Consider the following 25,598-nt stretch of genomic DNA (forward strand, 5'->3'; position numbering starts at 1 on the left):
GAATCATCATTCTAATTAAGAGAGGCGGACCATCCGCAAAATTCGTCCACCTATTAATCTATAACTCCCCCCTTACAAACCGCCTCAAATGCTCTATACTTTTAATAAACAGATTATCCGTGAAGAAGGTTTTACATATGACAGAGAAAAAAAGAAAAGAAGCCGACCTCTATCAGCCCATCCAGAAGCATTTCACTAAACTCGGGTATAAAGTGAACGGGGAAGTGAACGACTGCGACCTGACGGCGGTAAAAGGGGAAGAACTCATCATCGTAGAGTTGAAGCTTTCCTTGACAGTCGATTTATTGATACAGGCCGCAAAACGCCAGCGGTTGACTGAGCTTGTCTATATTGCTATCCCAAAACCGAAGCGGACCCGTTCGAAAAGGTGGAATGACATTTGCCACCTGGTAAAAAGGCTGGAATTGGGCTTGATTACTGTTTCCTTGACGAAAAGGCCGAAGATTGAATTTACGGCGCATCCACAGCCGTTCGACCGCAAGAAGGTCATGACCTACAGCAAGCGGAAACGGAATGCACTAATAAAAGAAATCGAAGGCAGGAGCGCTGATTATAATACCGGCGGCAGCAACAAGACAAAAATCATGACTGCCTATAAAGAGAGCTGCATCCACATCGCCTGCTGCCTCGATAAACACGGACCGCTGTCCCCGAAAGCATTGAAAGAAATCGGGACAGGCGATAAAACCCCTTCCATCCTGCAGAAGAATTATTATAAATGGTTCGACCGAGTCCAAAGGGGCGTCTATCAGCTTAATGAAAAAGGAAAAAATGAAATGGCGGATTATCCGGAGCTGGTGACCTATTATGAAGATAAGGTGAAAGGGAATTTGAAATCCGAAGAGCTGTGAATTTTCCCAGGGATATTTGTATCTTTGTAAATGAATAATTTCCCATATTGTGGTTATCTTAAAATCGATAATAACTATTCCGATGAGGTGATTTCCCGTGCCTAATACGCTGGAAGCATTGTTTGATTATCTTAAAACCCGGTTCGATGATGAGCCGAAGCCCCGGCCTCATATCGGGGAAGCCATGGGCTGCTGGCTTTATTACACGGCCATAGCAGAAGAAGTGCCGATTCTGGAGGCCGCCATGAATACCACGACCGATAAGGATTTGCAACATATCCTGAAAGATACAAAAAAGCTCGCCCTGCACCAGATGCAGACGATTGAAGAGTTCATGCTGAAAGAAGGGATTCCCCTTTCCGATACTTCTGAATCGAAACCTGTTTCAAACCCTGACAGCATCCCCTTGGGAGTGAAGGCAACCGATTCTGAAATCGCCAATCTGATTTCTGCAAAGATTGCCACCAACATCGTGATGTGTGCAACGAACAACAGTCAAAGTATCAGGAATGACATCGGTTTGATGTGGATGAGATTCCAGTCGGAGAAATCCGTATTGGGCTTGGAACTGAAGACAAAAATGAAGGAACGCGGCTGGTTGAAAGTTCCGCCTGCATATATCCCTCCGGGAGCTCCGATCCAATAATCTTGAAACCTTTCTCTTACCTCGGGAAAGGTTTCTTTTCTATTTATTGTCGAAGAAATAGGGAGCAAAAAGAAAAAGCATTCATTGAAGAGTTTTATTTATGCCATTAATAAAGGGAGGAACAAAAGCTGTTCAAACCTATACCATATTTATTCAAATGCCGACCCTCCGATATACCTTAGAACAACTGAGTTGATCAATCTTATCTCCTCTTCAGTTTCCGGTATCACTTTCGGCATCTTTCATCCCCTTCACCAACGGACAATTGTGAACTTTTTTAAATTATTGTAATCGTCATACCTGCATCTCTGATTCCGTCGAAAAATAGTAGATAATTTGATAAATTCCCATTTTTATGAAACCTTCCGGGCAGCTGTCCCGTAGATAGTCATATAACCTATTAAAACGCGGAAACTTCCGCAGAAAAATAAACAGGGGGTAGGTAAGAATGGGTTCATTAACTGTCATTGGTATTTTGATGTTCCTTATTCCGGTATTGATCATAGCGGCCATTGTGGGAATCGGGTATTATTTCTGGATGCGATTCCGTTACCGCACGGCCAAGTCAAACCAGGCATTGATCATCACGGGACCGAAACTCGGGGATCCTGAGAAAGAAACAAATATTTTCACCGATCAGGAAGGACGTTCCATGAAGATTATCAGGGGGGGAGGATATCGTCTGAGACGATTCCAAACAAGTACGCCTGTTAATCTGACATCTTTCCAATTGAAACTGTCGACTCCGCGTGTGTACACGAACGGAGGGGTGCCGATCGTGGCGGATGCAGTCGCGATGGTCAAGGTTGCCGATACGTTAAATGGAATTGCCAACTATGCAGAACAATTCCTTGGTAAAGACCAAAAAGAAATCGAAGATGAAATCATTGAGGTTTTAGGAAGTAATCTGCGTGCCATCTTATCAAAGATGACCGTGGAGGATATCAACAGCAATCGGGAGAAGTTCAACGCCGATGTGTCGGAAATCGCACAGAAGCAGCTGGACCTGATGGGCTTCAAAATCACTTCCTTGGGCTTGACTGATATCCGAGATGCGGATGAAGAAAATGGATACCTGAAGAACCTGGGACGCCCGCGAATTGCGGAAGTGCGCAAGCAGGCTGAAATCGCCGAGGCGAACACTGAGCGCGAAACACGGATTCACCGCGCCCAGACCGATCAGGAAGCGAAGGAAGAAGAATATAAGCGTCAAATCTCCATCGCTGAATCGAAGAAGGAAAAAGACATCAAAGATGCGGCATTCAAAGAAGAGACAGAACGTGCCCGCGCGAAATCAGAACAATCTTATGAGCTGGAAAAAGCGAAGCTGTCCAAAGAGGTAAAAGAAGAAGAATTGACTCTTCAGTTCCTTGAGCGCGAGCGAGCGGTCAAACTTGAAGCGGAAGAATCTAAAGTCCGCCAGACTAAAGCCGACGCCGAATATTATGAAACGACCCGTAAAGCGGAAGCGGAAGCCCGCAAAGCGGAAATCGACGGGGAAGCGAAAGCGAAGATCCGCCGTGAAGAAGGATCTGCCGAAGCAGATGTCATCAGACAGCGAGGTAAGGCAGAAGCAGAATCACGTAAACTGCTTGCTGAAGCAATGGAAAAACACGGTGACGTCATCATAACGGAAAAACTGATTGAAATGCTGCCAGTCTTTGCAGAGAAGATTGCACAGCCGTTAAACAACATCGATTCTGTTAAAATCATAGATTCCGGAAACGGGCAGGGAGTACCGTCATTCGGCCGGAGCATCACTAAAACGATGCTCGATATGCAGGAGCCTTTGAAGGAAATGACCGGGATCGATGTGGGTCAATTACTCCGTTCTTATGCGGACAGAAAACCTGAAAGACCATACCAGCCCGTCATTTCCCAGACAGGGGAAAGAGAGAGTGCGGCTGGACAGGACACCGGTGAAGATGACAGGGAAGAAGTCCAGAATGCAGAAAAAGAATCACAGGAAGTAAAATAAGGTAAAGGGTCTCTCTTCGATTACTGAAGAGGGGCTTTTTTTATTATAGAAACATAGCCAGCCATAAATATGTAAAAGAATTGTCATTTCTTTAGAAACGATGTTTTTATGATAAACCTTTGATATGAAAGGGTTCTCCCGGCAGATGCTCCTGAATGTGCTGAATTGGCAGTTTAATAGTTGTACATTCTGTTTAATAATTGTACATTATATTTACAAGTTTAATACAAAACTTGAACAAAACAGAAGGAGTGAAATGAATGAAGAAAATTTTCTCGATTTTTGTGACTGCCATTCTCATGCTTACGTTTACTGGAGGCGCGTTCGCTGCCGGGAATGATGCGATGGTGCGCATCATCCATGCTTCGCCTGATGCACCGGCTGTAGATGTTTATGTGGACGGTAAAGCGGTTGTTGAAGGAGCCGAGTTCAAAGCGGCAACAGAATACATGAACCTGCCTGCAGGGGAACATAAGGTAGAGATCTATGCGGCAGGAACAATGGGCAGCGAAGATCCAGTCATTTCCCAGTCCCTTACTGTTGAAGAAGGGATGGCTTACACAGTTGCCGCTGCCAATACAGTGGATAACCTGGAACTTGTTGTTGCACAAGACTCAATGGAAGTCACGGAAGGGATGACGAAAGTCCGTGTTGGCCACCTTTCACCTGATGCACCTGTGGTTGATGTAGGACCGATCGGCGGGGACGCATTATTCAGCGGTGCTGAGTTCAAAGCCATTACGGATTACCAGGAACTTGATCCAGGTACGTATGACCTTGAAATCAGAACCCCAGAGGGTGAACAGGTACTGGACCTTTCCGGAACCATGCTGGAAGAAAATACGGTATACAGCGTATTTGCCATCAATACAGCTGATCAATTGGAAGTCCTTGTGCTGAAAGACTACACCCTGATGCCTGGAAGCATGCCTGAAACAGGAATGGGAGGAACTGCTGAGGAATCCTCTTCTGCTGCTCTTCCGATTGCTCTTGCCTCTGCAGTCTTGGGAGGAGCGGCGCTGGTATTCGCTGCACGCAGGAAGCTTGTAAAATAATGAAACCTCTATTATTCATCCTTTTGACGGCTCTTCTGGCAGCTTGTTCTGCCGAAGAGCCTCAAATGTCAAAGGGAAATAAAGAAACAGCAGTAAATGCCGAACAACCAGTCCAACAGGCCGTGACCGCAGCCGGCAATGAACGGCCAAGTGCCCCGGCCAATGTGGAATCAGGTATTACACCATCCACCCTGTCCATCCCTGCCATTGACCTCGAAGCACCGGTGAAAGATTTCGGTCTCGATGAACAAGGGAATATGGAACTGCCGGAAAACGGAAAAGATGTCGCATGGTTTGAACCGGGTGCCCACCCCGGAGAAGCAGGTAACGCTGTTCTGGCAGGTCATGTGGATAATGAAAAGGCCCCGGCTGTCTTTTTCAGATTGAAGGAATTGGAAATAGGGGATACCATTCATCTGTATGATGAAGACGGGAAGCAGCTGACGTTTAAGGTGAAAGACAAAATAGCCTATCAAAAAGATGACGCTCCGCTCCGGAAAATCTTCGGACCAACCGATAAACGGATGCTGAATCTCATTACCTGCACCGGCTATTTTGACAGGGACATCCACAATTATGTGGAAAGACTAGTCGTATACACAGAACTGACCGAACAGCAGAATGAATCATAAAGAGTTTTATTCCAAGGTCCGCTTGAGAGGAAGCTCTTTTTGTTTTACCAAAATAATCCTTTACACCTTCGTTATTTCAATTACCATAAAGGTAGGGAGTTTTCTGAAAAAAGATCTAAACGGGGGTAATTATGAAACTGAAAATCATTCATACAAATGATCTGCACAGTCACTTTGAATCTTTCTCTAAAGCTGTATCACTGATCAAGCACTACAAGGACGACAATACATTGATCCTCGATGGAGGAGACTTTGCAGACTTTAAAAGCATCGAACTGCAGGGGACAAGGGGGATGGCTGCACTTGAGCTCCTGGACTATGCCGGTTATGACGCGTTGACAATCGGAAACAATGAGATGTTCAACGGAATCGATACACTTGAGTACATGGCATCGAATAGTCCGGTTCCTTTCATCAGTAATAATCTTCTGAAAAGCTGCCGGGCAAAGATCAATGGGGTAGTATCCAGTACCATTCTCGAGAAAAATGGTTTACGCATCCTCATCACGGGTTCATCCCCTGACATGGAGGTGTTCAGTGATGGATTGGGAGTACATATGACCGATTATAAACATGCAATAAAAAATGAAGTGGCAAGGCATGACGGGGACTATGATTTATGCATCCTCCTCAATCACCTGGGGACCTTTGCGGATGATGAGCTTGTTGAAGAATTGGAGGGTGTCGATGTCATATTGTCTGCCCACGATCATAAACTCTATCCACAGGCAAAAGTGGTGAACGGAACAATCATGAACAGTGCGGGCTGTTACGGGGAACACATCGGCGTCCTCGAAATTGAAGTCAGTGATCGAGGCGTGGAACTCTTGCATTCTCAAAATACATCGACAAAAGAAGCGCAGAGCGATGAAGGGATTCTTTCCATTCTAAAGAGAAATAAAGAAAAAGCAATAGAGGTATTGAGCGAGCCGCTGTACAGGATTGAAACACCTCTTTGGCATGATGTACTTGAAGAAAATCCTCTCACAAACTTAATCGCGGACGGGGTCAGGGATATGCTGAAATGCGATATCGGCCTGATGAACAGCGGGATCGTCAATGCAGGGATCTATCAGTATGTTTCGAATAAGAAACTGATCGAGGTATGTCCATCTCCCTTGAATCCGACTTCTTTCGAGGTACGGGGTAAAGATTTGAAGGAGGCTCTTGAACAATCACTGGATGCAGGTACTTGCCTGAATGACGGCAAAGGGCCGGGCTTCAGGGGCAGGTTCGTCGGAAAGCTGCATGTGTCGGGGGCCGAAATCATACATGATGGGAAAAAGATCCGTGATATTTTCATCGGGGGCGAGCCCTTGAATGAAGAAATTTGGTACAGCGTCGCATCATCCGATTATCTGCAGCGGGGGTCCGGTTACCCTTCACTTGCCAACAATCGCGGCGAAAAATACTTAGCAGAAGAAATCAAGGATGTGATCAGGATTTATGCCGGGAAAAAAGGATTCCTCAATAAGGCATGCGTCGATCGGTGGAAAGAAGAGGTTGATATTAAAGTATAGTAAGTATAACAAAGACTAAAAAAAGAGAAATGACACGTGTAAACCGGTTTGATATTCGCTTTTTCCATTGCTGCCGGTTCGCTCGGTGCAGCAATCAGTGCATGATTGAATGCAGGCAAACTCTGAAAGGAGACTAAAAGAACTAGAGAAAAAATAATGTGTCCATGAAAAGCGCCAAGAGTCAACTGGCGCTTTTCTTATTACCCTAGGCCAGGCCAAGGTTTCAAAAAAACTTTTAGCATGGTATAAAAAAACTCCTTTAAGGTGCAAAAATATTATTGGTTCGCAAACCCAAACATCAGCACAGATGAGCAAAAAAAGAAACTGAAAAGAGCAAAGTCGGCCATTAAAGTCTGGACAGTAGAAATAGTACATCTGCCGAATCAAACACTAGCCCTTTAGCTCTTGGTCAGTAACAAATGCTTTAAGCAGCACAGAAGAGACAGGGACAAAGGCGATTTAGTCTAGGTGAAACGCGAACTAATCTGCTAGCGATGTCGCGAATGAGTTTCGTTTTTTTATTTGTTCAATGACCATTTAGGATTTAGCTTTTTCCAGCGGTTGATTGGAGTGCAAGACGAAGACTCCTGCGGGAAGAGTAGCTTATTAGAAAAGCGGAAGGGCTTCGCTCAGAGGCGTGTGGCATAAGACGAATCGGCCTGGAAGGCGCTCTTTGCCTTCTTGGACGGTTTGACTTATGACATGTGCCTCTAAGCCCTGCAGCTAGACAAGTGAGACCCCGCAGGAGCTTTAGTTCCGAGGGAGGCTCACGGGCTACCCGCGGAAAGCGAAGTCTTGCACGGAAATCATTAGCGTTGTTTAGAGTTCACTCTAAAATGTTCTCCTTAAGACCATGTCTTTAAGGTTTTGTCCCAAACTCTTTATTTCCTCAAACTGACAGGTTTTCAGCGAAAAATACGGGGGTATGAATTTATAGAGTATATCATTTTAGCATTGAAGGAGAATCCAATATGATAAAACGCATCGGCTATACTGTTTGTTGGCTGATCGTCATTACTATGATTGTACTTTTCGGTGCTGCGAATTATTTTTATAACCTCGCTATCAACCGGAGTGATGAAGCAATCAAGTTGTATGGTACTGAGGAAGCAGTCAAAGCTGTCAGTGCACTTGAAGAAGAACAGGCGCGGCTCCAGGAACTCACAAGCTGGACAGAAAGTCAGGATTTCGAAGAAGTTGAAATAGAAAGTGATGATGGTCTCACCCTTAGTGCCGTTTACTTGAAAAATGATGCCCCGATCGGTAAGACAGTGATTTTGGCCCACGGCTATAAAGGAAGTAATGAACAGCTTCCGGAAGTGACAAGGTATTACTATGAGAAAGGATACGACATATTGAAGCCTGACGCCCGCGGTCATGGAAAGAGTGACGGGGAATATATCGGCATGGGATGGGATGACAGGAATGATATGAGAAAATGGATTGACTATCTCATTGAAGAGAAGAATGAAAAGACCATTTTCCTTCACGGCTTTTCGATGGGAGCATCGACCGTGCTGATGACCAGCGGTGAAGATCTCCCGGATCAAGTAAAGGGAATCATTGCGGACAGCGGATACACATCAGTGAAGGAAGAAATGGCCCATCAGCTGAAGCATCTATACAATCTGCCGTCTTTCCCGCTGATTGACATCACAAGCAAGGTCACAGAAAGAAAGGCAGGATACTCATTTGATGAAGCATCGGCACTGAATCAAGTGAAGAAAAAGAAGGATGACCTGCCGCTCTTTATCATTCATGGTGACAAGGATGAAATGGTGCCTTCGGAAATGGCCCAGCGCCTCTATGAGAATGCAGCAGGCATGAAAGAGCTGTGGATCATTCCAGGAGCAGGCCACACACAGGGCTTTTTGGATGAGGAAGAAGAATACAAGCGCAGGCTGACTGGATTCATCGACGAAGCGATGAAACAATAATTACGGAGAAAAGGACAAGGGTATCCCTTGTCCTTTGCTTATTCAATCTTTATTCGGATACCCGCTCGAGTCCGGTGATACCATTCCGCCGGCACCAGTGGAATTGACATCCGGCTCGGCGAAGTCAGGCTGATTCGGCAGGGAAGAATGCATCTTATTAACAGACGAATCCGTATCCCCGCCTGCATCGAAAGAAACAACCTTTAACCCGGAATCTTCCAGGGATTTCATTATTTGATCTTTTGCTTCATCTGCAGACAGCGACTCCGGGGAGTATTCCAGTTCAATCTTTATTGTATTCAACTTTGGTTCCTCCTTTTATAGATGAATTAATGTCTTGTTTCCCTTTATGGGTTTTCCTAAACGTTAATGATTTTGAAAAATATAAAAATGACTTCAGTTCTATTGAAAAATTCAGATAATTATGTATAATTGCTTACATTATACATTTTGCCTAAGGAGGAGAGTTGGATGACAGTAAAAGAAAAAGGGCTGCTTCAAGAGCTGAAAGAAGTTCTTGAGCGTCACCAAGTGACTACAAATGCAACAGTTCTGGAACAACACGGAAAGGATGAATCCTATCATCATCCGTTCTCTCCTGATATTGTCGTGTTCCCCGAGAGTGCTGAAGAAGTAAGCAGGATTGTCAAATTGGCAGGGTCTTATGATACTCCCATCATTCCATTCGGGTTGGGGACAAGCCTTGAGGGGCACGTGATCCCTTATGAAAAAGGACTCAGCATTGATTTTTCACAAATGAACAAAATCCTTGAAATAAGGGAAAAGGATTTCCTCGTCAAGGTCCAGCCTGGCGTGACTCGTTCGCAGCTGAATAAAGAATTAAAGAAATACGGGTTGTTTTTCTCGGTTGATCCCGGGGCGGATGCAACGCTTGGGGGAATGGCCGCAACGAATGCGAGCGGGACGACATCGGTGAAATATGGTGTGATGAGAGATCAGGTCAGAGACCTGGAAGTGGTGCTTGCTTCAGGGGAGATCATTCACACGGGCAATCTGGCTCAGAAATCCTCCTCAGGCTATAACCTGAACCATTTATTTGTGGGGTCTGAAGGGACCCTTGGATGCTTTACAGAATTGACATTGAAAGTATATGGCATACCTGAACATATCCTTGCTGCAAGGGCATCTTTCCCGCATATTGATAATGCGGTAGAGGCAGTTGTATCGATTCTGCAGGCAGGGATACCGGTTGCCAGGGTGGAGCTTGTCGATGAAGCATCGATGAGGCAGGTGAATCTGTTCAGCGAAACAGATTACATAGAGAAGCCGACCTTGTTTCTCGAGTTTCACGGAAATGAAGCAGGGCTGAAACAGGATGTGGCCTTCATGGAGGACATCGTTTCGGATCATGGATGCGAGGAGATTCATTTCGAGGAAGACCAGGCGGCCCGGAATAGGCTGTGGGATGCAAGACATAACCTCGCCTATGCTTATATCCACGGAAATCCCGGGAAGAAAATGATGGTCACCGATGTATGTGTACCCATATCCGAATTATCCGGTGCCATCAGGGCTGCACGCGAAAAACTGGATGAGCTGAAACTGACCGGGGGAATCCTCGGGCATGTCGGTGACGGGAATTATCATGCACTTGTGATGCTCGATTTAACCGACAGGGAAGAAGTTAAAAAAGCTGAAGTGTTCAATGAACTGATTGTGGAATATGCCCTTGAGAGAAACGGGACCTGCACGGGTGAACACGGGGTCGGGTCCGGCAAAATGAAATACCAGCAAAAGGAACATGGAGGGTCGCTGCAGGTGATGAAGAGCATAAAGGATGCCCTTGATCCCTCGGGACTCTTAAATCCAAATAAATTGATCCAGAAAGTGAAGGGGGAAGAAAAATGAAACTATTAGAAACCATCAGCAGCCTTGCTGGAAAGTACTTCGCCGTCTGGGTCATCCTTGCTGCGGCTGTCGCGTATTTGATCCCCGAGCCCTTTTTACCATTGGGAAGCTATATCACGATCCTTCTCGGTGTTGTCATGTTCGGAATGGGACTGACACTAAAGCCTGTTGATTTCAAGCTGGTCATTCAAAAACCGCTTCCGGTCATCACCGGGGTCCTTGCCCAGTTCATCATCATGCCGCTCGGTGCTTTCGCGATCGCGTATGTGCTGGGACTTCCGAATGAACTTGCAGCAGGCCTGGTGCTGCTGGGATCCGTGCCGGGCGGGACAGCCTCCAATGTCATGGTGTATCTGGCAAAAGGGAATCTGGCCTTGTCGGTTGCGATGACTTCTCTCTCCACATTGCTGGCGCCGCTTGCCACCCCGCTTATTTTATTGGCACTGGCAGGTCAGTGGCTACCGGTCGATCCTTTCGCGATGTTCCTGTCAATCGTGCAGGTTATCATCATTCCGATTACGCTTGGATTGGTTCTTAAAAAGACTTTCCCGGGTACGGTGGAAAAAAGCTTGAATGTCATTCCGTTAATTTCTGTGGCAGCGATCATCATCATTGTATCGGCCGTTGTTTCCGCAAACGTTGGGAATATCGCCACGTCGGGAATGCTGGTATTCTCAGCCGTGATTCTTCATAATATCCTTGGGCTGGCGCTAGGGTATGGTACAGGAGTCATGATGAAATTGGATGAAAGTAAACGCCGTGCCATTTCAATTGAGGTGGGGATGCAGAACTCAGGTCTCGGCGTGGCGCTTGCCACCGCCCATTTCGGACCGCTTGCAGCACTCCCCAGCGTCATAGCTGCAGTCTGGCATAACATTTCCGGGCCGATCATCGCTACTTACTGGAGTAAGAAGACAGTGAAAGATGAAGAGCCTGAGAGGATAGACAAAGGCCGTGAGCCTCAGGCATCTGTCAGATAAAATAAAAGGCGGCACCGGTATTCCGTAAGGGATTCTGTTTTGAAGGACAAAACATGAATTAACATTGCTTTTCCTCACGTAATTCGCACTTGGCAAAAAAATCAGATTAGAAAAATGCTTGGAGACAGATTCTCCAAGCATTTTTTATTACAAGATAAGTAGTGGTTAGGGATTCAGAGTATACAATAATATACATAAAATAAACTTCCTCAATAAGGGAAGAGATTTCTCTTATTGAGGAATAAGCACGAAATATGGAGTAAATAGGGGGAAAAGTTCCCCCTATTTACTCCAAATGCATGAAAGTGGGCCATCATACCTCGCCTTAACGGGAAAAACTTCCCTTATATCCCCCGAGCCTAGCACTATTCTGCAGGATAACGGCAAAAACTCCCCTTATTAAAACATCCGTGGATGCTCACAATGAAGGATGAAAAAATGTCAGTTTCTTTTTTTTCTGACTCTCAAACCTCAACACCCACCCCCCGCTAGTGAAAAATCATTTGTAGCACACCAATTGGTAAATCGATTAGTATGCGTATTTAAGCTGACAAAAACTTATGACCCTCATGTTAAAAAGGGCTCGAAATTCAGGGCGGATTTACCGTTAATTTAATCAACTCCTATATATCAACAAAAAGAAGCAGTCTCATTCAGTTAGGAATAGGACTGCTAATTGGTGTGTTCATTTAGTTTTTGTATTTGAAATGCGAACCCGTTAGGTATTCTGGATGCAGCCTTTTGTTTAATACAAGAAGAATAATAGAATGGTTGTGACCAGGCCCACCCATATCGCAAGTAAGAAGCAATAACCCATGATGTGTCTGATATGAAGGCCGACGATGCTCAGGATCGGCAGGGCCCAGAAAGGCTGAATAAGGTTGGTCCATGCATCGCCCCATCCTACAGCCATGGCGATCATGGCCGGGTCCACTCCCAGTTTTATTCCCGCTGGAACTTGAAGGGGTCCCTGCAGAGCCCATTGTCCTCCGCCGGATGGAGCAAGAATGTTTACAATCCCCGCCGACCAATAGGTGAATACATCGAAGGTATCTTTAGTAGCAATCGAGGCCATTCCATCGATGATTGCCTGACCCAGTCCTGAACTAGACAGCACGGCTATGATGCCCGCATAGAAAGGGAACTGCAAAATAATCGGGGAAGTTGAACCCACTGCTTCCTTAAATGCATTTCCATACTGGCCGAGAGAACGATGCATAATGAGACCGAGTGAAAGAAATAATAGATTAATAATATTCAGGTCTAAATCTTTTCCATTGATGAATTCATTGACTACATAAATCAACCCGACCGCACCGGTGACAATGCCCAATATCGGGGTTTGCTCCAACCTCAAGGCAGGTGTATCAGCTTTTTGCAAAGGCGCTTCTTTTTGAGAGGTGAATTCTTTTACTTGGTAAGGTTTTATATTACTTTTTGGTGCCATCAGACAAATGACAATAGGCATGGTAATGAATAAAACTGCAAAAATGATAAGGGTGGAAGGATGAAAGATGGTTTGTGAAGTAGGTATGATTCCCATTACGTCAGCCAGGAAATGGTCTTTAGTTGCGACGGTCAATCCGATGGAGCTTGATAAGCCCGCAGTGTAAAGAACGGTTGGAGAGTAGGCAGCGGCGACTAACAGAGGGAAATGTGCCTGCTGGTTCCTTTTTCCCACTTCCCTGACGAAAATTGCTCCGACGACAACGGCAAGCCCCCAGTTAATATAATAAGCTAAAGCTGAGACAACAAATGTAAGTACATAAGCTTTCGCAGGAGTATTGGCGAGGCCGGCGATTGATTCAAGTCCCCTCTTGACTACAGGGACAGCTGCCAGGACCATTCCCGTTAATAACAGGAGTACCATCTGCATAGTGAAAGCAAGATATACCCAAAAACCGTCCCCGAATGATTTAAAAAGAGTGATCGGTTCCTGGGGATTCATAGCGAATCCAACGATGAAAACAAATAAAGTAAGGAGGACTGCAATGACAAAAGCATCCGGCAGATAACGCTGTACCACCCTTGAAACTCGGTCTGCAATTGAAGATAACATTCTAACAACTCCTTTCAGTAGTTGTTACTACTATATTTGTGCTGCTATGTTTTCATGTCCAATTTGTTGAACAAGGGGGGAGATGAAATTGCATGAAATAAAAAAACGCTGGCACGGCCGCCAGCGGAAAAGTCTTACTAACAATCATTCTATTTCTTCAACAATAAATACATAAAATAAGGCGCTCCAATTAATGCAATCATGATGCCGGCAGGGATACCGTCCGGCTCCAGGATGTTCCTGCCGATGGTATCGGCAAGCATCAAGAGCCAGCCCCCCAGGAGAATGGCAACGGGGATGAACATCTGGCTGCGGGGGCCGACCAAAGCTTTTGCCATATGCGGGGCCATCAAGCCGATAAAAGCAATTCCGCCGGTCACCGATACTGCAGAAGCGGCCAAAGCCACGGCTGCAATCAGCATAAGGAACCGTTCCCGGTTTACGGAGATCCCGACACCGATTGAGACAGGTTCACTCAACCCGAGCAGATTCAACATCTGGGATTTATAAAGTGTCAACGGGATGAGGACGACAAGCCAAGGGACGATTGCCCAAATAAACGGCCAGTCGGTACCCCAGATGCTTCCTGCAAGCCATTTGGCAATGAAGTCGACTTTCTGACGCTCAGCGGCTGAAATCAGGATGATCATCAGTCCCGAGAAGGCCATCGAGAAACCGACGCCGACCAGCACAAGGCGTACAGGCTGGATGCCGTTTCGTTTACTGTAAGAAAACAAGTAGATCAAGCATGCTGTGAGCAGGGCTCCCGCAAAAGCAACAATCGGCAGCAGATAGGCAAAGGAAGCGGCATCGATCGGGAAAAATAGAAAGAATACAGCAATCGATACTCCCGCTCCTGAATTGATGCCGATGATGCCCGGGTCTGCCAGGTCGTTACGGGTGATTCCCTGCAGGATCGAACCGGATAAGGCCAGGGCCATCCCCGCCAGGACGGTAATGATGATCCTTGGCAGCCTGATTGAAAACAGGATGAATTCTTCTTTGAAGCTTCCATTTCCAAACAGGGTAGGGAGCAGACGGTCATAGGATACCGATGAATAACCCAATCCGATACTGATAAAGGCCGTTAAAAGTATCAAGACAGAAAGCATCATAAGGAGCAGTCTTTGTTTTTTGATTAAATCAGGATGTATCATCAGAAACCTTTCCCTCCTTTATGGACGATGAACAGAAAGAAAGGCAGTCCCATTATCGCAACGATCGCAGCCACAGGGGTTTCATAAGGGGCATTAATGGTGCGCCCCAGCGTATCTGCCAGCAGCAGGAATGATGCTCCGAGCAGGGTGGAGACAGGGATGATGAACCGGTAGTCCGTACCCGTGATCACGCGTACGATGTGAGGGACCATCAGTCCGATGAACACCATGTTCCCCACAAGTGCAACAGCCGCCCCTGCCAATAAAATAATGACGATAAAAAGGATCGTTTTAATAAAAGCGGTCCGCTGTCCCAATCCCACGGCAACTTCTTCATTCAGGCTGAGAATGGTAAGCTGTCTCGACAGGATAATTGAAATAAGGATTCCTGCCCCTATGAACGGGCCAATCATCTGCAGCTGTCCCCATGTAGTTCCGATCAATCCTCCCGCCGTCCACATCGATACATCTTTTGAAAGCTTGAAGAACAGGCCGGTACCTTCAGCTATTGCGAACAAGAAAGCAGACACGGCTGCTCCTGCCAATACAATCCGAAGGGGGGAGAATCCGCCTCTTTTCAAGGAACTGATCCCGAACACCATGAGGGCCCCGGCACCGGCACCGATAAAACAGGCGATCATGATCCCGAAGGATTGAACAGAAGGCATGAAGGCAAGGGTGACGGCCAGCGCCGCATTCGCCCCGGCTGTCAGTCCCAATAGACCCGGGTCTGCAAGCGGATTTCGTGTCATTCCCTGCATGATGGCACCTGAAACGGAAAGGGCTGCACCGACAAAGATGGCAGCCGCTGCACGGGGAAACCGGATTTCCTGAAGGATGGTCCTTTTTTCATTTTCGCCGAAAGAAAAGAGGGCAGACCAAACGTCTTTTATCGTAGTATCTGCTGCACCGAACACCACCGAAATGAGGAAACAGGCTGAAAAGATCACCAATGAAGCTATTAATTTTGTGATAAATGGAATATATCTCTGTTTGGAAGTGCTCATTATACATCATCATCTCTTTTTGGAGTATAAAGGAAGAGGAATCCTTATGTTAAGAATTCCTCTTTGAAAAGATTAATTGCTTAAGAATTTTTCCTTGAAGAAGTCGAGCTGATAATCAAGGGTAAGTGGATCGTTGAAATAGAATTCCATCATATTCACTTCAAATACATGGTTGTTCTTCACGGCAGGGATGTTTTTATAAGTCTCTGTGTCCATGAAGGAATTATCCGCTTTCGGGTCTTTACTCAGAATCACGTAATCTCCGGCAAATTCAGGAAGGACTTCCGTTGATAGGGCAAAGTATCCCGGCTTCAGCGCTTCTTCTTTTACTTTTTCAGGCATTTTCAGATCCATTTCCTGATAAAGGATCTCTGTACCGCGTCCCCAGTTATTCCCGTAAACGTAAAGCTGCTTATTGAAGCTTTCAATGACTGAAACGGTCGTATCTTCACCGATTTTCGCTTTGATGTCATCGCCTGCTGTTTGGGCACGCTTCTTGAAGTCATCCACCCAGGCTTTGGCTTCTTTTTCTTTATTTAATAGTTTACCAATTTCGATGTGCTGTGTGAGGTAGTCTGCTTTTCCATATGTAAATGTGACAGTAGGGGCGATTTCGTTTAGTTTATCAACATTTTTGATATTGGACAGGCCGATGATAAGATCAGGATTAAGCTCAATGATTTTCTCCAGGCTTTCATCCGTGACTTCTTCAACATCCTTTAAATCATCTTCCCAGCGCGGGTTCAACTTCGACCAGGAGTCGACACCGACAAGGTTCACATCAAGAGCCATTACATTTCCTGCAAAAGAGGAAAGGACGACGACACGCTTCGGATCTGCAGGGACTTCAACCGGTCCGTTTTCTGATTCGTATGTGATTGTTTCGTTTTTATTGTCTTTTTTATCTTTACCTTCTTCTTTTTCCGATGATGTGCCATTGCCGCAGGCACTAACTAATAGCACCAACAGCAGCGTAAGCGGAAGCATCCATTTTTTCATGTCGATCTTCTCCTTTGAGTAAGTTGTATGTGATACACATTGGCTTATTTGTTCGAGGGTCTCTGCCGATTGCAGCGTCAATATTAAACACTTTTTTCAAAACTTCATGGGTGATGACTTCTTCACAATCCCCGGCCTTTACGATTTCTCCTTCTTTCATGGCGACGATATAGTCGGCAAAGCGTGCGGCTTGATTCAAGTCATGAAGCACCATGACGATGGTACGCTCCTGTTCGGCATTCAATTTCTGCAGAAGCTCCAGTACTTCGAGCTGGTGGGCCATGTCCAGATATGTAGTCGGTTCGTCAAGAAAGATGATGTCCGTTTCTTGTGCCAGGGCCATCGCAATCCATACCCGCTGCCGCTGGCCGCCGGATAGAGTGTCTACTTGTCTGTATTTGAAATCCGTGATACCCGTTACATCAAGTGCCCAATTGATGACCTCGTAATCTTTTTTGGACAGGCGTCCCATACCTTTTTGATGAGGGAAGCGTCCATAGGAAACCAATTCGCCGACCGTCAAACCGCTTGCGCTTTCGGGAGTCTGGGGCAGGATCGCCATTTTTTTTGCCAGTTCCTTCGTATTTCCTTTAGAAATATCTTCGCCATCCAACAGGACATTGCCGGATTGATGGGAGATGATGCGGGTAATCGCTTTCAATAAAGTCGATTTTCCACAGCCGTTTGATCCGATGATTGTAGTGACTTTTTTATCAGGTATTTGAACGCTGAGATCCTTGACAATCAGTTGGTCACCATAGCCAATGTTGATTTCATTTGTATATAGGCGAACCATGTTGAGCCCTCCATTTATAGTGGATTGAATGATAACGATTCTCATTCTCGAACATTACCATACTATAATTCTTTTTTCCTTATGTCAATAGAATGATTGTTGTATCTTAGAAGAAAAAGAGGTAGTATGTAATTGAGAATGATAATCAATAGTGATTGATTACGGGGAGTGGACGGAAATGAAAGAGCAGGATTTATTTGATGTTACGATTATCGGAGGAGGTCCGGCTGGACTTTACTCTGCTTTTTACAGCGGGCTTAGGGAAATGAAGACGAAAATCATTGAGTATCAGCCGATGCTGGGCGGAAAGGTACATGTATATCCAGAGAAAATGATTTGGGATGTAGGGGGACTGACCCCTACACCTGGAGCTGAATTGATCAAGCAGCTAGTGCAGCAGGGATTGACCTTCGATCCCGAAGTCGTCCTGAATGAGAAAGTTGAGAGCATCATGCAGAGTGAGGATGGCCTGTTCATTCTGGAGGGGGCATCGGGCAGGAAACATTTCTCCAGGGCTGTGATTGTAGCAGTGGGAAGCGGCATCATCAACCCTCAAAAGCTTGATATCGAGGGAGCGGAGCGGTTCGAGATTTCCAATCTCCATTATACAGTGAAGTCGCTGAAGAGCTTCAAAGACAAGACGGTGGTGATTTCAGGAGGAGGCAACTCTGCAGTCGATTGGGCAAATGAATTGGAGCCGATTGCGAAAAAAGTGTATGTCACCTACCGCAAAGAAGCCCTGAACGGTCATGAAGCTCAGTGTGCCCAATTGATGAACAGCACAGCAGCCTGTATCTTCAACACTTCCATCACTAAACTGATGGCCGGGGATGATCACGAACGCATCGAAAGGGTTCAGCTGACGAATCACCTGACAGGCGGGGTTTCGTATCTTGAAATCGATGAAGTAATCATCAATCATGGATATGAAATCGATTCGTCACTGTTGAAGAACAGCAGCCTGGATATTAAGATGGCAAATGATTTTTATATTGAGGGCAACTCTGTCAGCGAGTCTTCGGTAGACGGTCTATATGCTGCGGGGGATATCCTGATGCATGAAGGGAAAGTCAATTTGATCGCGGGTGCTTTCCAGGATGCAGCGAATGCAGTTAATAAGGCGAAGACATTCATCCAGCCTGAAGCGGAAGAAAGGGCGATGGTTTCTTCTCACAATGAGGTATTCAAACAGAGGAATAAAGAACTGGTCCGGAAGATGGTGAAATAACCAAACAGCGGGCTCAGTACATAAAGAAAAGATGCCGTCCCTGAATCGACGGCATCTTTTAATATTTTTTAATTAACTTGATGTACTCTCTGTTCCTGTTTATCTTCTGATGCTCTCTTGTTCACGATGAAACCGATCAACAGGACCGCAGCAGTGAGGCCAATGGTAATGAGGTAGGTGAACGGACCTTCATGGAAGTTCAAAAGATTCATAAATTGATGGTCACTTACAATCATCTCACCTGCAGTATACGCGAGGATCCCTGCTCCGATATAGGCGATCCAGCGGTACTTCTCAAGGACTTTTACAATCAGTTTGGAACCGAATATCATGATAGGGATCGAAATGAAAACCCCGAGAGCAATCATGCCGATATGACCATGTGCAGCACCTGCAACGGCCATCACATTATCAAGGCTCATGACGGCATCGGCCAGGATGATGGTCCCGATTGCTTGTCTGAGTCCCGTATGCGCCTTGATATCGGCGTCCCCGTCTTCCTCTACCAATACCTTATAAGCAATCCACAGAAGCAAAATGCCCCCAATCAAATGGACATATGGAATTTTTAATAAGTAAACAATAATCGCAGCGAACAGAATCCGCAGTACCACCGCACCTGCAGTGCCCCAGAAAATGGCTTTATTCTGAAGTTCCTTTGGCAGGCTTCTCGTAGCCATCGCGATGACGACGGCATTATCCCCCGACAGGATGATATCGATGGCTATGATCTTCAACAGCGCAATGATGGCACCTGAAGATATGGCAAGTCCCAGTGGAAATAGAAAATCCATCATGGTTCCTCCTCTTAAGTTGAAATCTATCAAAAAAACATAACTTATTCATTTTAACATAAAAGTAGAAAGATAGAAGGTCAGCCGTTTCATCGTGTATAAAATAAGGTGTTTTAGTAAGCAGGGAAGTGGTTAAACAAGTAGTACTATTAACTTAAGGAGGACAATTTGTTTTGGCCAATATACTCGTACTGGGAGCCATCCTGTTTATATTTATAAACTTACTCTATTTCTTTAAGAATAAAGAATTCAAATACAGTTATTTCAGTAAGAAGATGTTCTATAAACTGTTTTTTGTACTCGCAGGCATCACGGTTGCTTTTGCAGTTCTATATTATGGTCTGGGGGCAAATGGAACCGTATTGAAATACAGCCTGCCGGATGGCGAGGCCGTCCCGCATCGTTTCACCAACTATTTATACTTCAGCGGGGTAACGATTCTATCAGTCGGCTATGGTGACTATCTGCCGGTTGGGCATCTGCGATTCTTCGCCCTTATCGAGGCAGCGATCGGACTCCTGCTGCCATCCGCCTATTTCATGAAAATGCTGAATTCCAAAAATGGAGAATAATCTTGGTCCGTCTACCACTGTTCTTCCGCAGAGGGGACGGGCCTTTTATTATGTTGAATAATTGTCACTTGTGATAGGGCTTTGAGATACATACAATAAAAGGAGAAACTTGTTCGGAAAGGGGAGAGGGTGGTATGAGGGACATTCAGAAAGTCATCTTCATTGCACTCGGATTTATTTTCATGGGACTTGGCATCATTGGGGTCGTGCTGCCGCTCATCCCGACCACACCGTTCTTATTACTGGCTTCTTATTTTTTTGTGAAAGGGTCGAGGCGTTTTGAAGTCTGGTTCAAAGGGACGGGTGTATATAAAAAGCATTTAGAAGGATTTGTGCAGAATCGTTCGATGACATTCCGTCAAAAGGCCTTTCTCATGGTGTTTTCCGATGTGATGATTTTGCTGACGTTTTTCATGACGGATAAATTAATCGTCAAGGTCATCCTGAGCATGATCATAGTGTATAAGTATTATTATTTTATTTTCAAGATAAAGACGGTTAAAGTGAGAAGTTACTGACAATTGAGAAATGATAAAGGCGAGGCCGCCTGGAATGATTCCCGGGCGGCATCGCCTTTTGCAGCTTTTCAAACGCCAATCACCATAATGACGGCTTAACGACCATGAACCACAGCATGGCAAGAAGGAGGACGAGGTAGGTCCAAATGGTCCGCTTCAACTTTGCGGTCAAAGGTCCGCGTTCCTCACGAGGGTCATTAAATCTCTTTAGCGTCGGGGAAAAAGCCCTGGCCAGGAAGAACAGCGAGCAAAACATGATAAATAGGGTCATCAATATCCATGGGGTGCCCCATGTCCACGGCCCCATCAGCACCAATAAGACGCCCGAACCGACGAGCACATGTCCGGCATGTTTTGACAGACGCACGGTGAAACGGAAGGTGTCCAAATATGGATTCAATTCTTCTCCTGATGCGCCCTTAAGCTTTTTGATCATCGGGAGCAAAATAAAAAATGGCCCGATGGACGCCACCACGCTCAGAACGTGTACATAGATGATAATACGATACACTAAGTCCATTCTCTCTGGCCTATTTGTTCACAGGACTGAATTCATGCACCCATACACGCATTTTTGGATGCCAAGGCATACCGGGGTGGTAAGAGAGGATGGTTTCTTTATATTCTTCCACGGTTTGAAAGCCTTCCTGCTTGGCATGTTCGTCTGTCAATTCACCAAGTGCCTGGGAATAAACTTTATCCACTATGTATTTTTCCCCTTTAAGCTCCATGATTTCGCCTTCATCGGCATAACGTCCGTTGCGGCGCGTTGCTGTTTTTTTACCTTGAAGCACCAGCTCCACATCTGCCTCGTTCGTAACGAGACGCTCGATGCTGCATGTTTTAGGCGGTAATTCTTGTTTATTCATTGTCAATCGCTCCTTTCGCTCTTTACTATAGCACATAATTACCAGAGATATTAGCAGCACCTGGAATTAATACTGCTTACAATTAATCTGCTGGAAGCAAGAACAGGATAGGAGGGTTTATATGTAATTATCTTCAAGAAATTTCGTGATTCACCGTAGTAAAGAAGAATAAGGGGTGCTATGATGGTATGAAATGCAGCGGTGACTGACACTGCAAAATTTTATTGAAAAGGTCTTGAGAATAGTGAAAAAGTGGCAGACTTACTTGGTGTTGGTGTTCATAATGATGATGTGGGGGTTCAATGTCCCCGCACTGAAAACCCTGGTGACGGAATTCTCTCCGGTAACCATTACTTCCCTGCGGATTTTCACGGCAGGAGTCACCGTATTTATCATCTTGGCGATCATGAAAAAAATAAGAAAACCGACCAGACGGGAGAGCTTCTTCATCATTGGCGGAGGGCTGCTTAATGTCGTAAGCCACCATTATTTTCTATCAGTTGGTCTTACACAGACCACTTCCACCAATGGCGGACTCATTCTGGGAACGGGGCCGCTGCTGACGGCACTCCTGGCTTCGGTTATTCTAAGGAACCGGCCGACCGTCATAAAAGTGATTGGCTTCCTCCTTGGCGGGATCGGCGTATCGATCATCGTGCTGTCGGGCGGCGAAGGGCTCGGTAATCTGAACAGCGGGGATGCCATGGTATTCATTTCGATTTTTTCACAGGCACTCAGCTTCATCATCATCAGCCGGGCTGCCAAGACATTGGATCCGCGGCTTTTAACTGGATATATGCTTGTATTCGGTTCAGTGATTTTATTCATCATTGGGTTGATAACAGAGCCGGGGGAAATTTCTCAACTGGATGAAGCCTCGATTGGGATCTGGGTGCTGTTCCTGGCTTCCGCGATGCTCGCAACAGCACTCGGGCACATGCTCTACAATCATTCAATCGGAAAGCTCGGTGCGGCCGAGACGTCAATATTCCTTAATCTCAACACCTTTTTCTCCTTGGTGGGGGCTGCGTTGTTTTTGGGCGAAAAAATCACTTCCTACCATTTACTTGGCCTGGTGTTCATTATCCTCGGTGTCATCTGCGGGGCGGGAACGCTGGAAGAACTGATCACCAAACGTAAACGGCAAAGGTTCTATTCTAAAAAACAACATAACCATCATTTTTAACCAAGACATGTATGTAAATGGACTATTATCGCGTCCTGTTCAATAGTATTGAGGGGAGTATGGAGCAGGGATGATCAGCTTCAAAAGTTAATCAAGGGAGCTGTGCATAAATCAGTTTGGAAAATCCGGACAATCATTTCGAACTCTTTTAGAGAAGAATTCAAATGAGTGTTCGGGCTTTTTGCTGTCTGTGAATTTATAATGGTTATATCACTGGTGGATGCTTTCGCAGAGTAACGGCTGCTCAACATTAGCAGATTTTAACTTTAATTAGTGAATTTTCTCGTTTGTTTGATCGACCCCATTCACCTTTTATAAAAAAAAATCAACCTCCAACTAGCAGTGAAGACCGGTACTTTTAATACTTGTGCCGATATCAGGATAATTGTGCCGCTATTCCGGTAATTGTGCCTCTATTAAGTTTATCGTGCTAATGTCGAATTTTCTTTGCTGCCTGATTACTTCCTTATTACACTTATGGGTCATTTCCACCCGATTTTCCAATCTAAATATATATTCCAAGAAAATTAAAGGATTTTTCTTTAGGAATAATGAATTATAACTATATCCATAGTATAGTTATAAAGTCACTTACTCTTTGAACATTCCGGGGCACTGAAGGTACTTATGTCACGGAAGGATGGAATCGATCGGCAGGGACACACTATACATACAATTTACGGAGGTGTTGAGTGATGGAAAACAAACCATATCACTACGATGGAAGCAGCCACATGGCCAGCGGCGCACCAACAGAAAACGAACCATTCGAATTGACCGAAGAAATGAGAAAAAACATCGGAGCCAACCCGTTTGGAGCGGCTGCAGAAGAAGAGTAAGAAAAGATGCTGTCTTAAGTGGCAGCATCTTTTTTATATAGAATAGAATATCAATTTATCCACAAAATATTAAGACGAAAATAAATGATGATAAGGAAGGGTTAATATGACTAAAGTATTGTATATCACCGCTCATCCACATGATGATACCTTGTCCTACAGCATGGCGGCAGCAAAAGCATTCATAGACACATATAAAGAAGCGAATCCGGATCATGAAGTGGTACATATAGACTTATACAAGGAGCATATCCCCCATATCGATGCAGATGTTTTCAGCGGATGGGGGAAATTGCAGTCCGGAAAAGGGTTTGAAGAATTGTCCCCGGATGAAAAACAAAAAGTCCAGCGTTTGAACGAACTTTCCGATCAATTTGTAAAAGCTGATAAATATGTATTTGTCACACCTCTATGGAATTTCTCCTTCCCTCCGCTCATGAAGGCATACATCGATTCGGTGGCGGTTGCAGGGAAAAGCTTCAAATATACTGCCGAAGGGCCGGTCGGGCTTTTGACCGATAAAAAAGCCCTTCACATCCAGGCTCGCGGAGGTATCTATTCCGAAGGTCCCGCTGCCTCCATGGAAATGGGTCACCGCTACCTGCATATCATCATGCAATTCTTCGGGGTACCGTCGTTCCAGGGATTCTTCATTGAAGGGCATGCAGCCATGCCTGACAAAGCAGATGAAATCAAAGCAGACGGAATTGCGCGAGCAAAAGATATGGCCCATACTTTTTAAAAAAATGAAAAGCACCTGCTGTCCGACAAACGGGACTGTAGGTGCTTTTATTTATAATACCGCCGGTTTGTCTGCTTCCCCAGCCTTTGGTTCCGGTACAAAAGCAAGGATGGTCAAACCGATGATGAACAGAATGACAAGGCTGAACACACCGCTGCTTGAATCACCTGTAACCTGTGCGGTTATACCGACAAGGAGGGGGCCGAGGATGGATGCAAACTTTCCGAAAATATTATAGAATCCAAAAAACTCATTGGAATTTTTCTTTGGAATCAACTTGGCAAAGTATGCGCGGCTGAGCGCCTGGATCCCGCCCTGTGAAGAAGCAACAAGCATCGCGAGAATCCAGAAATCCAAGGTTGTCTCAAGGAAGTATGCATAAATGCATACAATGATATAAACGCAGATCCCGACATAAAGCATCTTTTTACCTGTAAAACGTTCTGCAAGGCGTCCATATAAAATGGCGAAGGGACCTGCAACCACCTGCGTCACAAACAGGATGATCAGAAGATTTGTCGCCGTAATGCCAAGGTCGGTTCCATAAGCTGTTGACATTGTAATGATTGTTCCGACTCCATCGATATAAAAGAAGTAGGCAAGAAGAAACAGGAACAGGGCGCGGTACTGCCTGATTTCTTTCAATGTCTTGCCCAAACGCCTGAAACTGTTCGAGACAGGCTTTTGTTCACGTTCAATGAAATAACGCTGATGGACATTTTTTATAAGGGGGATTGAAAACAGCCCCCACCAGACAGCGGTAATAATGAATGCGATTTTACTGGCAAAGGTGGTTGAAAGCGGAATGATGCCATTTTGCGAAAGCACAATGATTGCAATGCTGATGATGAATGGAATGGTACTCCCGATATAACCGAAACCGAACCCACGTGAGGAGATTTTGTTCATACGCTCTTCAGTCGTTACATCTGTCAGGAAAGCGTCGTAGAAAACGTTTGACCCTGCCGAACCTATCGCTGCAACGGTGTAGAAGATGAGAAGCAGAAGCCATTGGTCGCTGGGAATAAAGGCAAGTGACGCCGTGAAGATGATCCCGAGGGCAAAAAAGAACGTAAAGAACTTCTTTTTATACCCCTGGTAATCGGCAATCGTCCCGAGGATCGGACTCAGCATGGCGAGAATGATTGTGGCGATGGCGACGGTATAACCCAGATAAGCAGTCGAATCTGAAGGGCTCACGCCGGCATTTGTTGCAGCGGCCTTATAGAATAATGGGAAAACCGCCGTTGAAATAATGATTGAATAGGCGGAATTGGCCCAGTCATAAAAGATCCAGCTGTTTTCTTCCTTGGAAAATCGCTTCATAAACTATTCCTCCCCGG

Annotated in this window: 25 protein-coding genes; 15 read left to right on the top strand and 10 right to left on the bottom strand. The window is 45.4% G+C overall.

Translation table 11 applies throughout. From position 1 onward, the window contains the following. Positions 1-137 precede the first annotated feature (137 nt). From BHE18_RS19710 to BHE18_RS19740, 7 genes are all read left to right on the top strand, one after another. Positions 138-872 carry a DUF2161 domain-containing phosphodiesterase gene (locus tag BHE18_RS19710; RefSeq protein ID WP_071620203.1) on the top strand — a complete coding sequence of 245 codons (735 nt, stop codon included), beginning with the start codon at positions 138-140 and terminating at the stop codon, positions 870-872. A 97-nt stretch (positions 873-969) separates the two neighbouring features. Then, a complete protein-coding gene (locus BHE18_RS19715) occupies positions 970-1,518 on the top strand; it encodes a DUF3231 family protein (protein WP_071620204.1) in 549 nt (182 codons plus the stop codon). A gap of 448 nt (positions 1,519-1,966) precedes the next feature. Then, positions 1,967-3,496, top strand: coding sequence for a flotillin family protein (locus tag BHE18_RS19720; protein ID WP_071620205.1), 1,530 nt, complete (start codon positions 1,967-1,969; stop codon positions 3,494-3,496). 260 nt (positions 3,497-3,756) lie between these two features. Beyond that, positions 3,757-4,551, top strand: a complete 795-nt coding sequence (locus BHE18_RS19725) for a DUF4397 domain-containing protein (RefSeq protein ID WP_071620206.1) — start codon at positions 3,757-3,759, stop codon at positions 4,549-4,551. Then, positions 4,551-5,183, top strand: a complete 633-nt coding sequence (locus BHE18_RS19730; protein WP_071620207.1) for a class F sortase — start codon at positions 4,551-4,553, stop codon at positions 5,181-5,183. Before BHE18_RS19725 ends, BHE18_RS19730 begins: the two co-directional genes overlap by 1 nt. A 131-nt stretch (positions 5,184-5,314) precedes the next feature. Continuing rightward, complete coding sequence (locus tag BHE18_RS19735; RefSeq protein ID WP_071620208.1) at positions 5,315-6,703, top strand: bifunctional metallophosphatase/5'-nucleotidase; 1,389 nt, start codon at positions 5,315-5,317, stop codon at positions 6,701-6,703. Between the two features lie 971 nt (positions 6,704-7,674). Further along, the gene (locus tag BHE18_RS19740) at positions 7,675-8,640 is read left to right on the top strand and encodes an alpha/beta hydrolase (protein ID WP_071620209.1); all 966 of its coding nucleotides are present in this window, start codon (positions 7,675-7,677) and stop codon (positions 8,638-8,640) included. A gap of 42 nt (positions 8,641-8,682) precedes the next feature. Here the strand turns inward: BHE18_RS19740 and BHE18_RS19745 are convergent, their stop codons facing one another. After that, positions 8,683-8,943 (bottom strand): hypothetical protein, encoded by a 261-nt coding sequence (locus tag BHE18_RS19745; RefSeq protein WP_071620210.1) that lies wholly within the window; start codon positions 8,941-8,943, stop codon positions 8,683-8,685. Positions 8,944-9,111: 168 nt separating this feature from the next. Between BHE18_RS19745 and BHE18_RS19750 the strand changes: the two genes are divergently transcribed. Both BHE18_RS19750 and BHE18_RS19755 read left to right on the top strand, forming a co-directional pair. Next, positions 9,112-10,509 (top strand): FAD-binding oxidoreductase, encoded by a 1,398-nt coding sequence (locus BHE18_RS19750; protein WP_071620211.1) that lies wholly within the window; start codon positions 9,112-9,114, stop codon positions 10,507-10,509. After that, entirely contained in the window at positions 10,506-11,489 is a 984-nt protein-coding gene (locus BHE18_RS19755; RefSeq protein WP_071620212.1) for a bile acid:sodium symporter family protein, read from the top strand. Before BHE18_RS19750 ends, BHE18_RS19755 begins: the two co-directional genes overlap by 4 nt. A gap of 745 nt (positions 11,490-12,234) precedes the next feature. Here the strand turns inward: BHE18_RS19755 and BHE18_RS19760 are convergent. The 5 genes from BHE18_RS19760 to BHE18_RS19780 form a co-directional block, all read right to left on the bottom strand. Beyond that, entirely contained in the window at positions 12,235-13,548 is a 1,314-nt protein-coding gene (locus BHE18_RS19760; RefSeq protein WP_071620213.1) for a short-chain fatty acid transporter, read from the bottom strand. 149 nt (positions 13,549-13,697) lie between these two features. Beyond that, positions 13,698-14,705, bottom strand: coding sequence for a FecCD family ABC transporter permease (locus BHE18_RS19765; protein ID WP_071620214.1), 1,008 nt, complete (start codon positions 14,703-14,705; stop codon positions 13,698-13,700). After that, the gene (locus BHE18_RS19770) at positions 14,705-15,712 is read right to left on the bottom strand and encodes a FecCD family ABC transporter permease (RefSeq protein WP_071620215.1); all 1,008 of its coding nucleotides are present in this window, start codon (positions 15,710-15,712) and stop codon (positions 14,705-14,707) included. The genes BHE18_RS19765 and BHE18_RS19770 overlap by 1 nt, the downstream gene beginning before the upstream one ends. Positions 15,713-15,784: 72 nt before the next feature. Continuing rightward, complete coding sequence (locus BHE18_RS19775; protein WP_071620216.1) at positions 15,785-16,711, bottom strand: iron-hydroxamate ABC transporter substrate-binding protein; 927 nt, start codon at positions 16,709-16,711, stop codon at positions 15,785-15,787. Next, a complete protein-coding gene (locus BHE18_RS19780; RefSeq protein WP_071620217.1) occupies positions 16,662-17,507 on the bottom strand; it encodes an ABC transporter ATP-binding protein in 846 nt (281 codons plus the stop codon). Before BHE18_RS19780 ends, BHE18_RS19775 begins: the two co-directional genes overlap by 50 nt. A gap of 178 nt (positions 17,508-17,685) precedes the next feature. On the opposite strand from BHE18_RS19780, the gene BHE18_RS19785 reads away from it, so the two are divergent. Beyond that, entirely contained in the window at positions 17,686-18,735 is a 1,050-nt protein-coding gene (locus BHE18_RS19785) for an NAD(P)/FAD-dependent oxidoreductase (RefSeq protein ID WP_071620218.1), read from the top strand. Between the two features lie 68 nt (positions 18,736-18,803). On the opposite strand, the gene BHE18_RS19790 is transcribed toward BHE18_RS19785, so the two are convergent. Continuing rightward, the gene (locus BHE18_RS19790) at positions 18,804-19,529 is read right to left on the bottom strand and encodes a TerC family protein (protein ID WP_071620219.1); all 726 of its coding nucleotides are present in this window, start codon (positions 19,527-19,529) and stop codon (positions 18,804-18,806) included. A gap of 173 nt (positions 19,530-19,702) precedes the next feature. Here BHE18_RS19790 and BHE18_RS19795 point away from each other — a divergent pair, with 173 nt between their 5' ends. Together BHE18_RS19795 and BHE18_RS19800 are read left to right on the top strand one after the other, a co-directional pair. Further along, positions 19,703-20,101: a potassium channel family protein gene (locus tag BHE18_RS19795; protein ID WP_071620220.1), complete on the top strand. Its 399-nt coding sequence runs from the start codon at positions 19,703-19,705 to the stop codon at positions 20,099-20,101. 134 nt (positions 20,102-20,235) lie between these two features. After that, positions 20,236-20,619 (top strand): YbaN family protein, encoded by a 384-nt coding sequence (locus tag BHE18_RS19800; RefSeq protein WP_071620221.1) that lies wholly within the window; start codon positions 20,236-20,238, stop codon positions 20,617-20,619. A 79-nt stretch (positions 20,620-20,698) separates the two neighbouring features. Here BHE18_RS19800 and BHE18_RS19805 read toward each other — a convergent pair whose 3' ends face one another. Further along, positions 20,699-21,139: a hypothetical protein gene (locus BHE18_RS19805; protein WP_071620222.1), complete on the bottom strand. Its 441-nt coding sequence runs from the start codon at positions 21,137-21,139 to the stop codon at positions 20,699-20,701. A 10-nt stretch (positions 21,140-21,149) separates the two neighbouring features. After that, complete coding sequence (locus BHE18_RS19810; protein ID WP_071620223.1) at positions 21,150-21,488, bottom strand: ASCH domain-containing protein; 339 nt, start codon at positions 21,486-21,488, stop codon at positions 21,150-21,152. 268 nt (positions 21,489-21,756) lie between these two features. Here BHE18_RS19810 and BHE18_RS19815 point away from each other — a divergent pair, with 268 nt between their 5' ends. The 3 genes from BHE18_RS19815 to BHE18_RS19820 all read left to right on the top strand — a co-directional run bounded on the left by BHE18_RS19815 (position 21,757) and on the right by BHE18_RS19820 (position 24,255). Further along, positions 21,757-22,674 carry a DMT family transporter gene (locus BHE18_RS19815; protein WP_268876474.1) on the top strand — a complete coding sequence of 306 codons (918 nt, stop codon included), beginning with the start codon at positions 21,757-21,759 and terminating at the stop codon, positions 22,672-22,674. Positions 22,675-23,369: 695 nt separating this feature from the next. Further along, positions 23,370-23,513 (top strand): hypothetical protein, encoded by a 144-nt coding sequence (locus BHE18_RS23345; RefSeq protein WP_171910756.1) that lies wholly within the window; start codon positions 23,370-23,372, stop codon positions 23,511-23,513. A 106-nt stretch (positions 23,514-23,619) separates the two neighbouring features. Continuing rightward, positions 23,620-24,255 (top strand): FMN-dependent NADH-azoreductase, encoded by a 636-nt coding sequence (locus tag BHE18_RS19820; protein WP_071620225.1) that lies wholly within the window; start codon positions 23,620-23,622, stop codon positions 24,253-24,255. Positions 24,256-24,306: 51 nt separating this feature from the next. On the opposite strand, the gene BHE18_RS19825 is transcribed toward BHE18_RS19820, so the two are convergent. After that, entirely contained in the window at positions 24,307-25,581 is a 1,275-nt protein-coding gene (locus BHE18_RS19825) for an MFS transporter (protein WP_071620226.1), read from the bottom strand. Positions 25,582-25,598 lie beyond the last annotated feature (17 nt).

The sequence above is a fragment of the Rossellomorea aquimaris genome (assembly GCF_001877785.1).
Taxonomy (GTDB): Bacteria; Bacillota; Bacilli; order Bacillales; family Bacillaceae_B; genus Rossellomorea; species Rossellomorea aquimaris_A.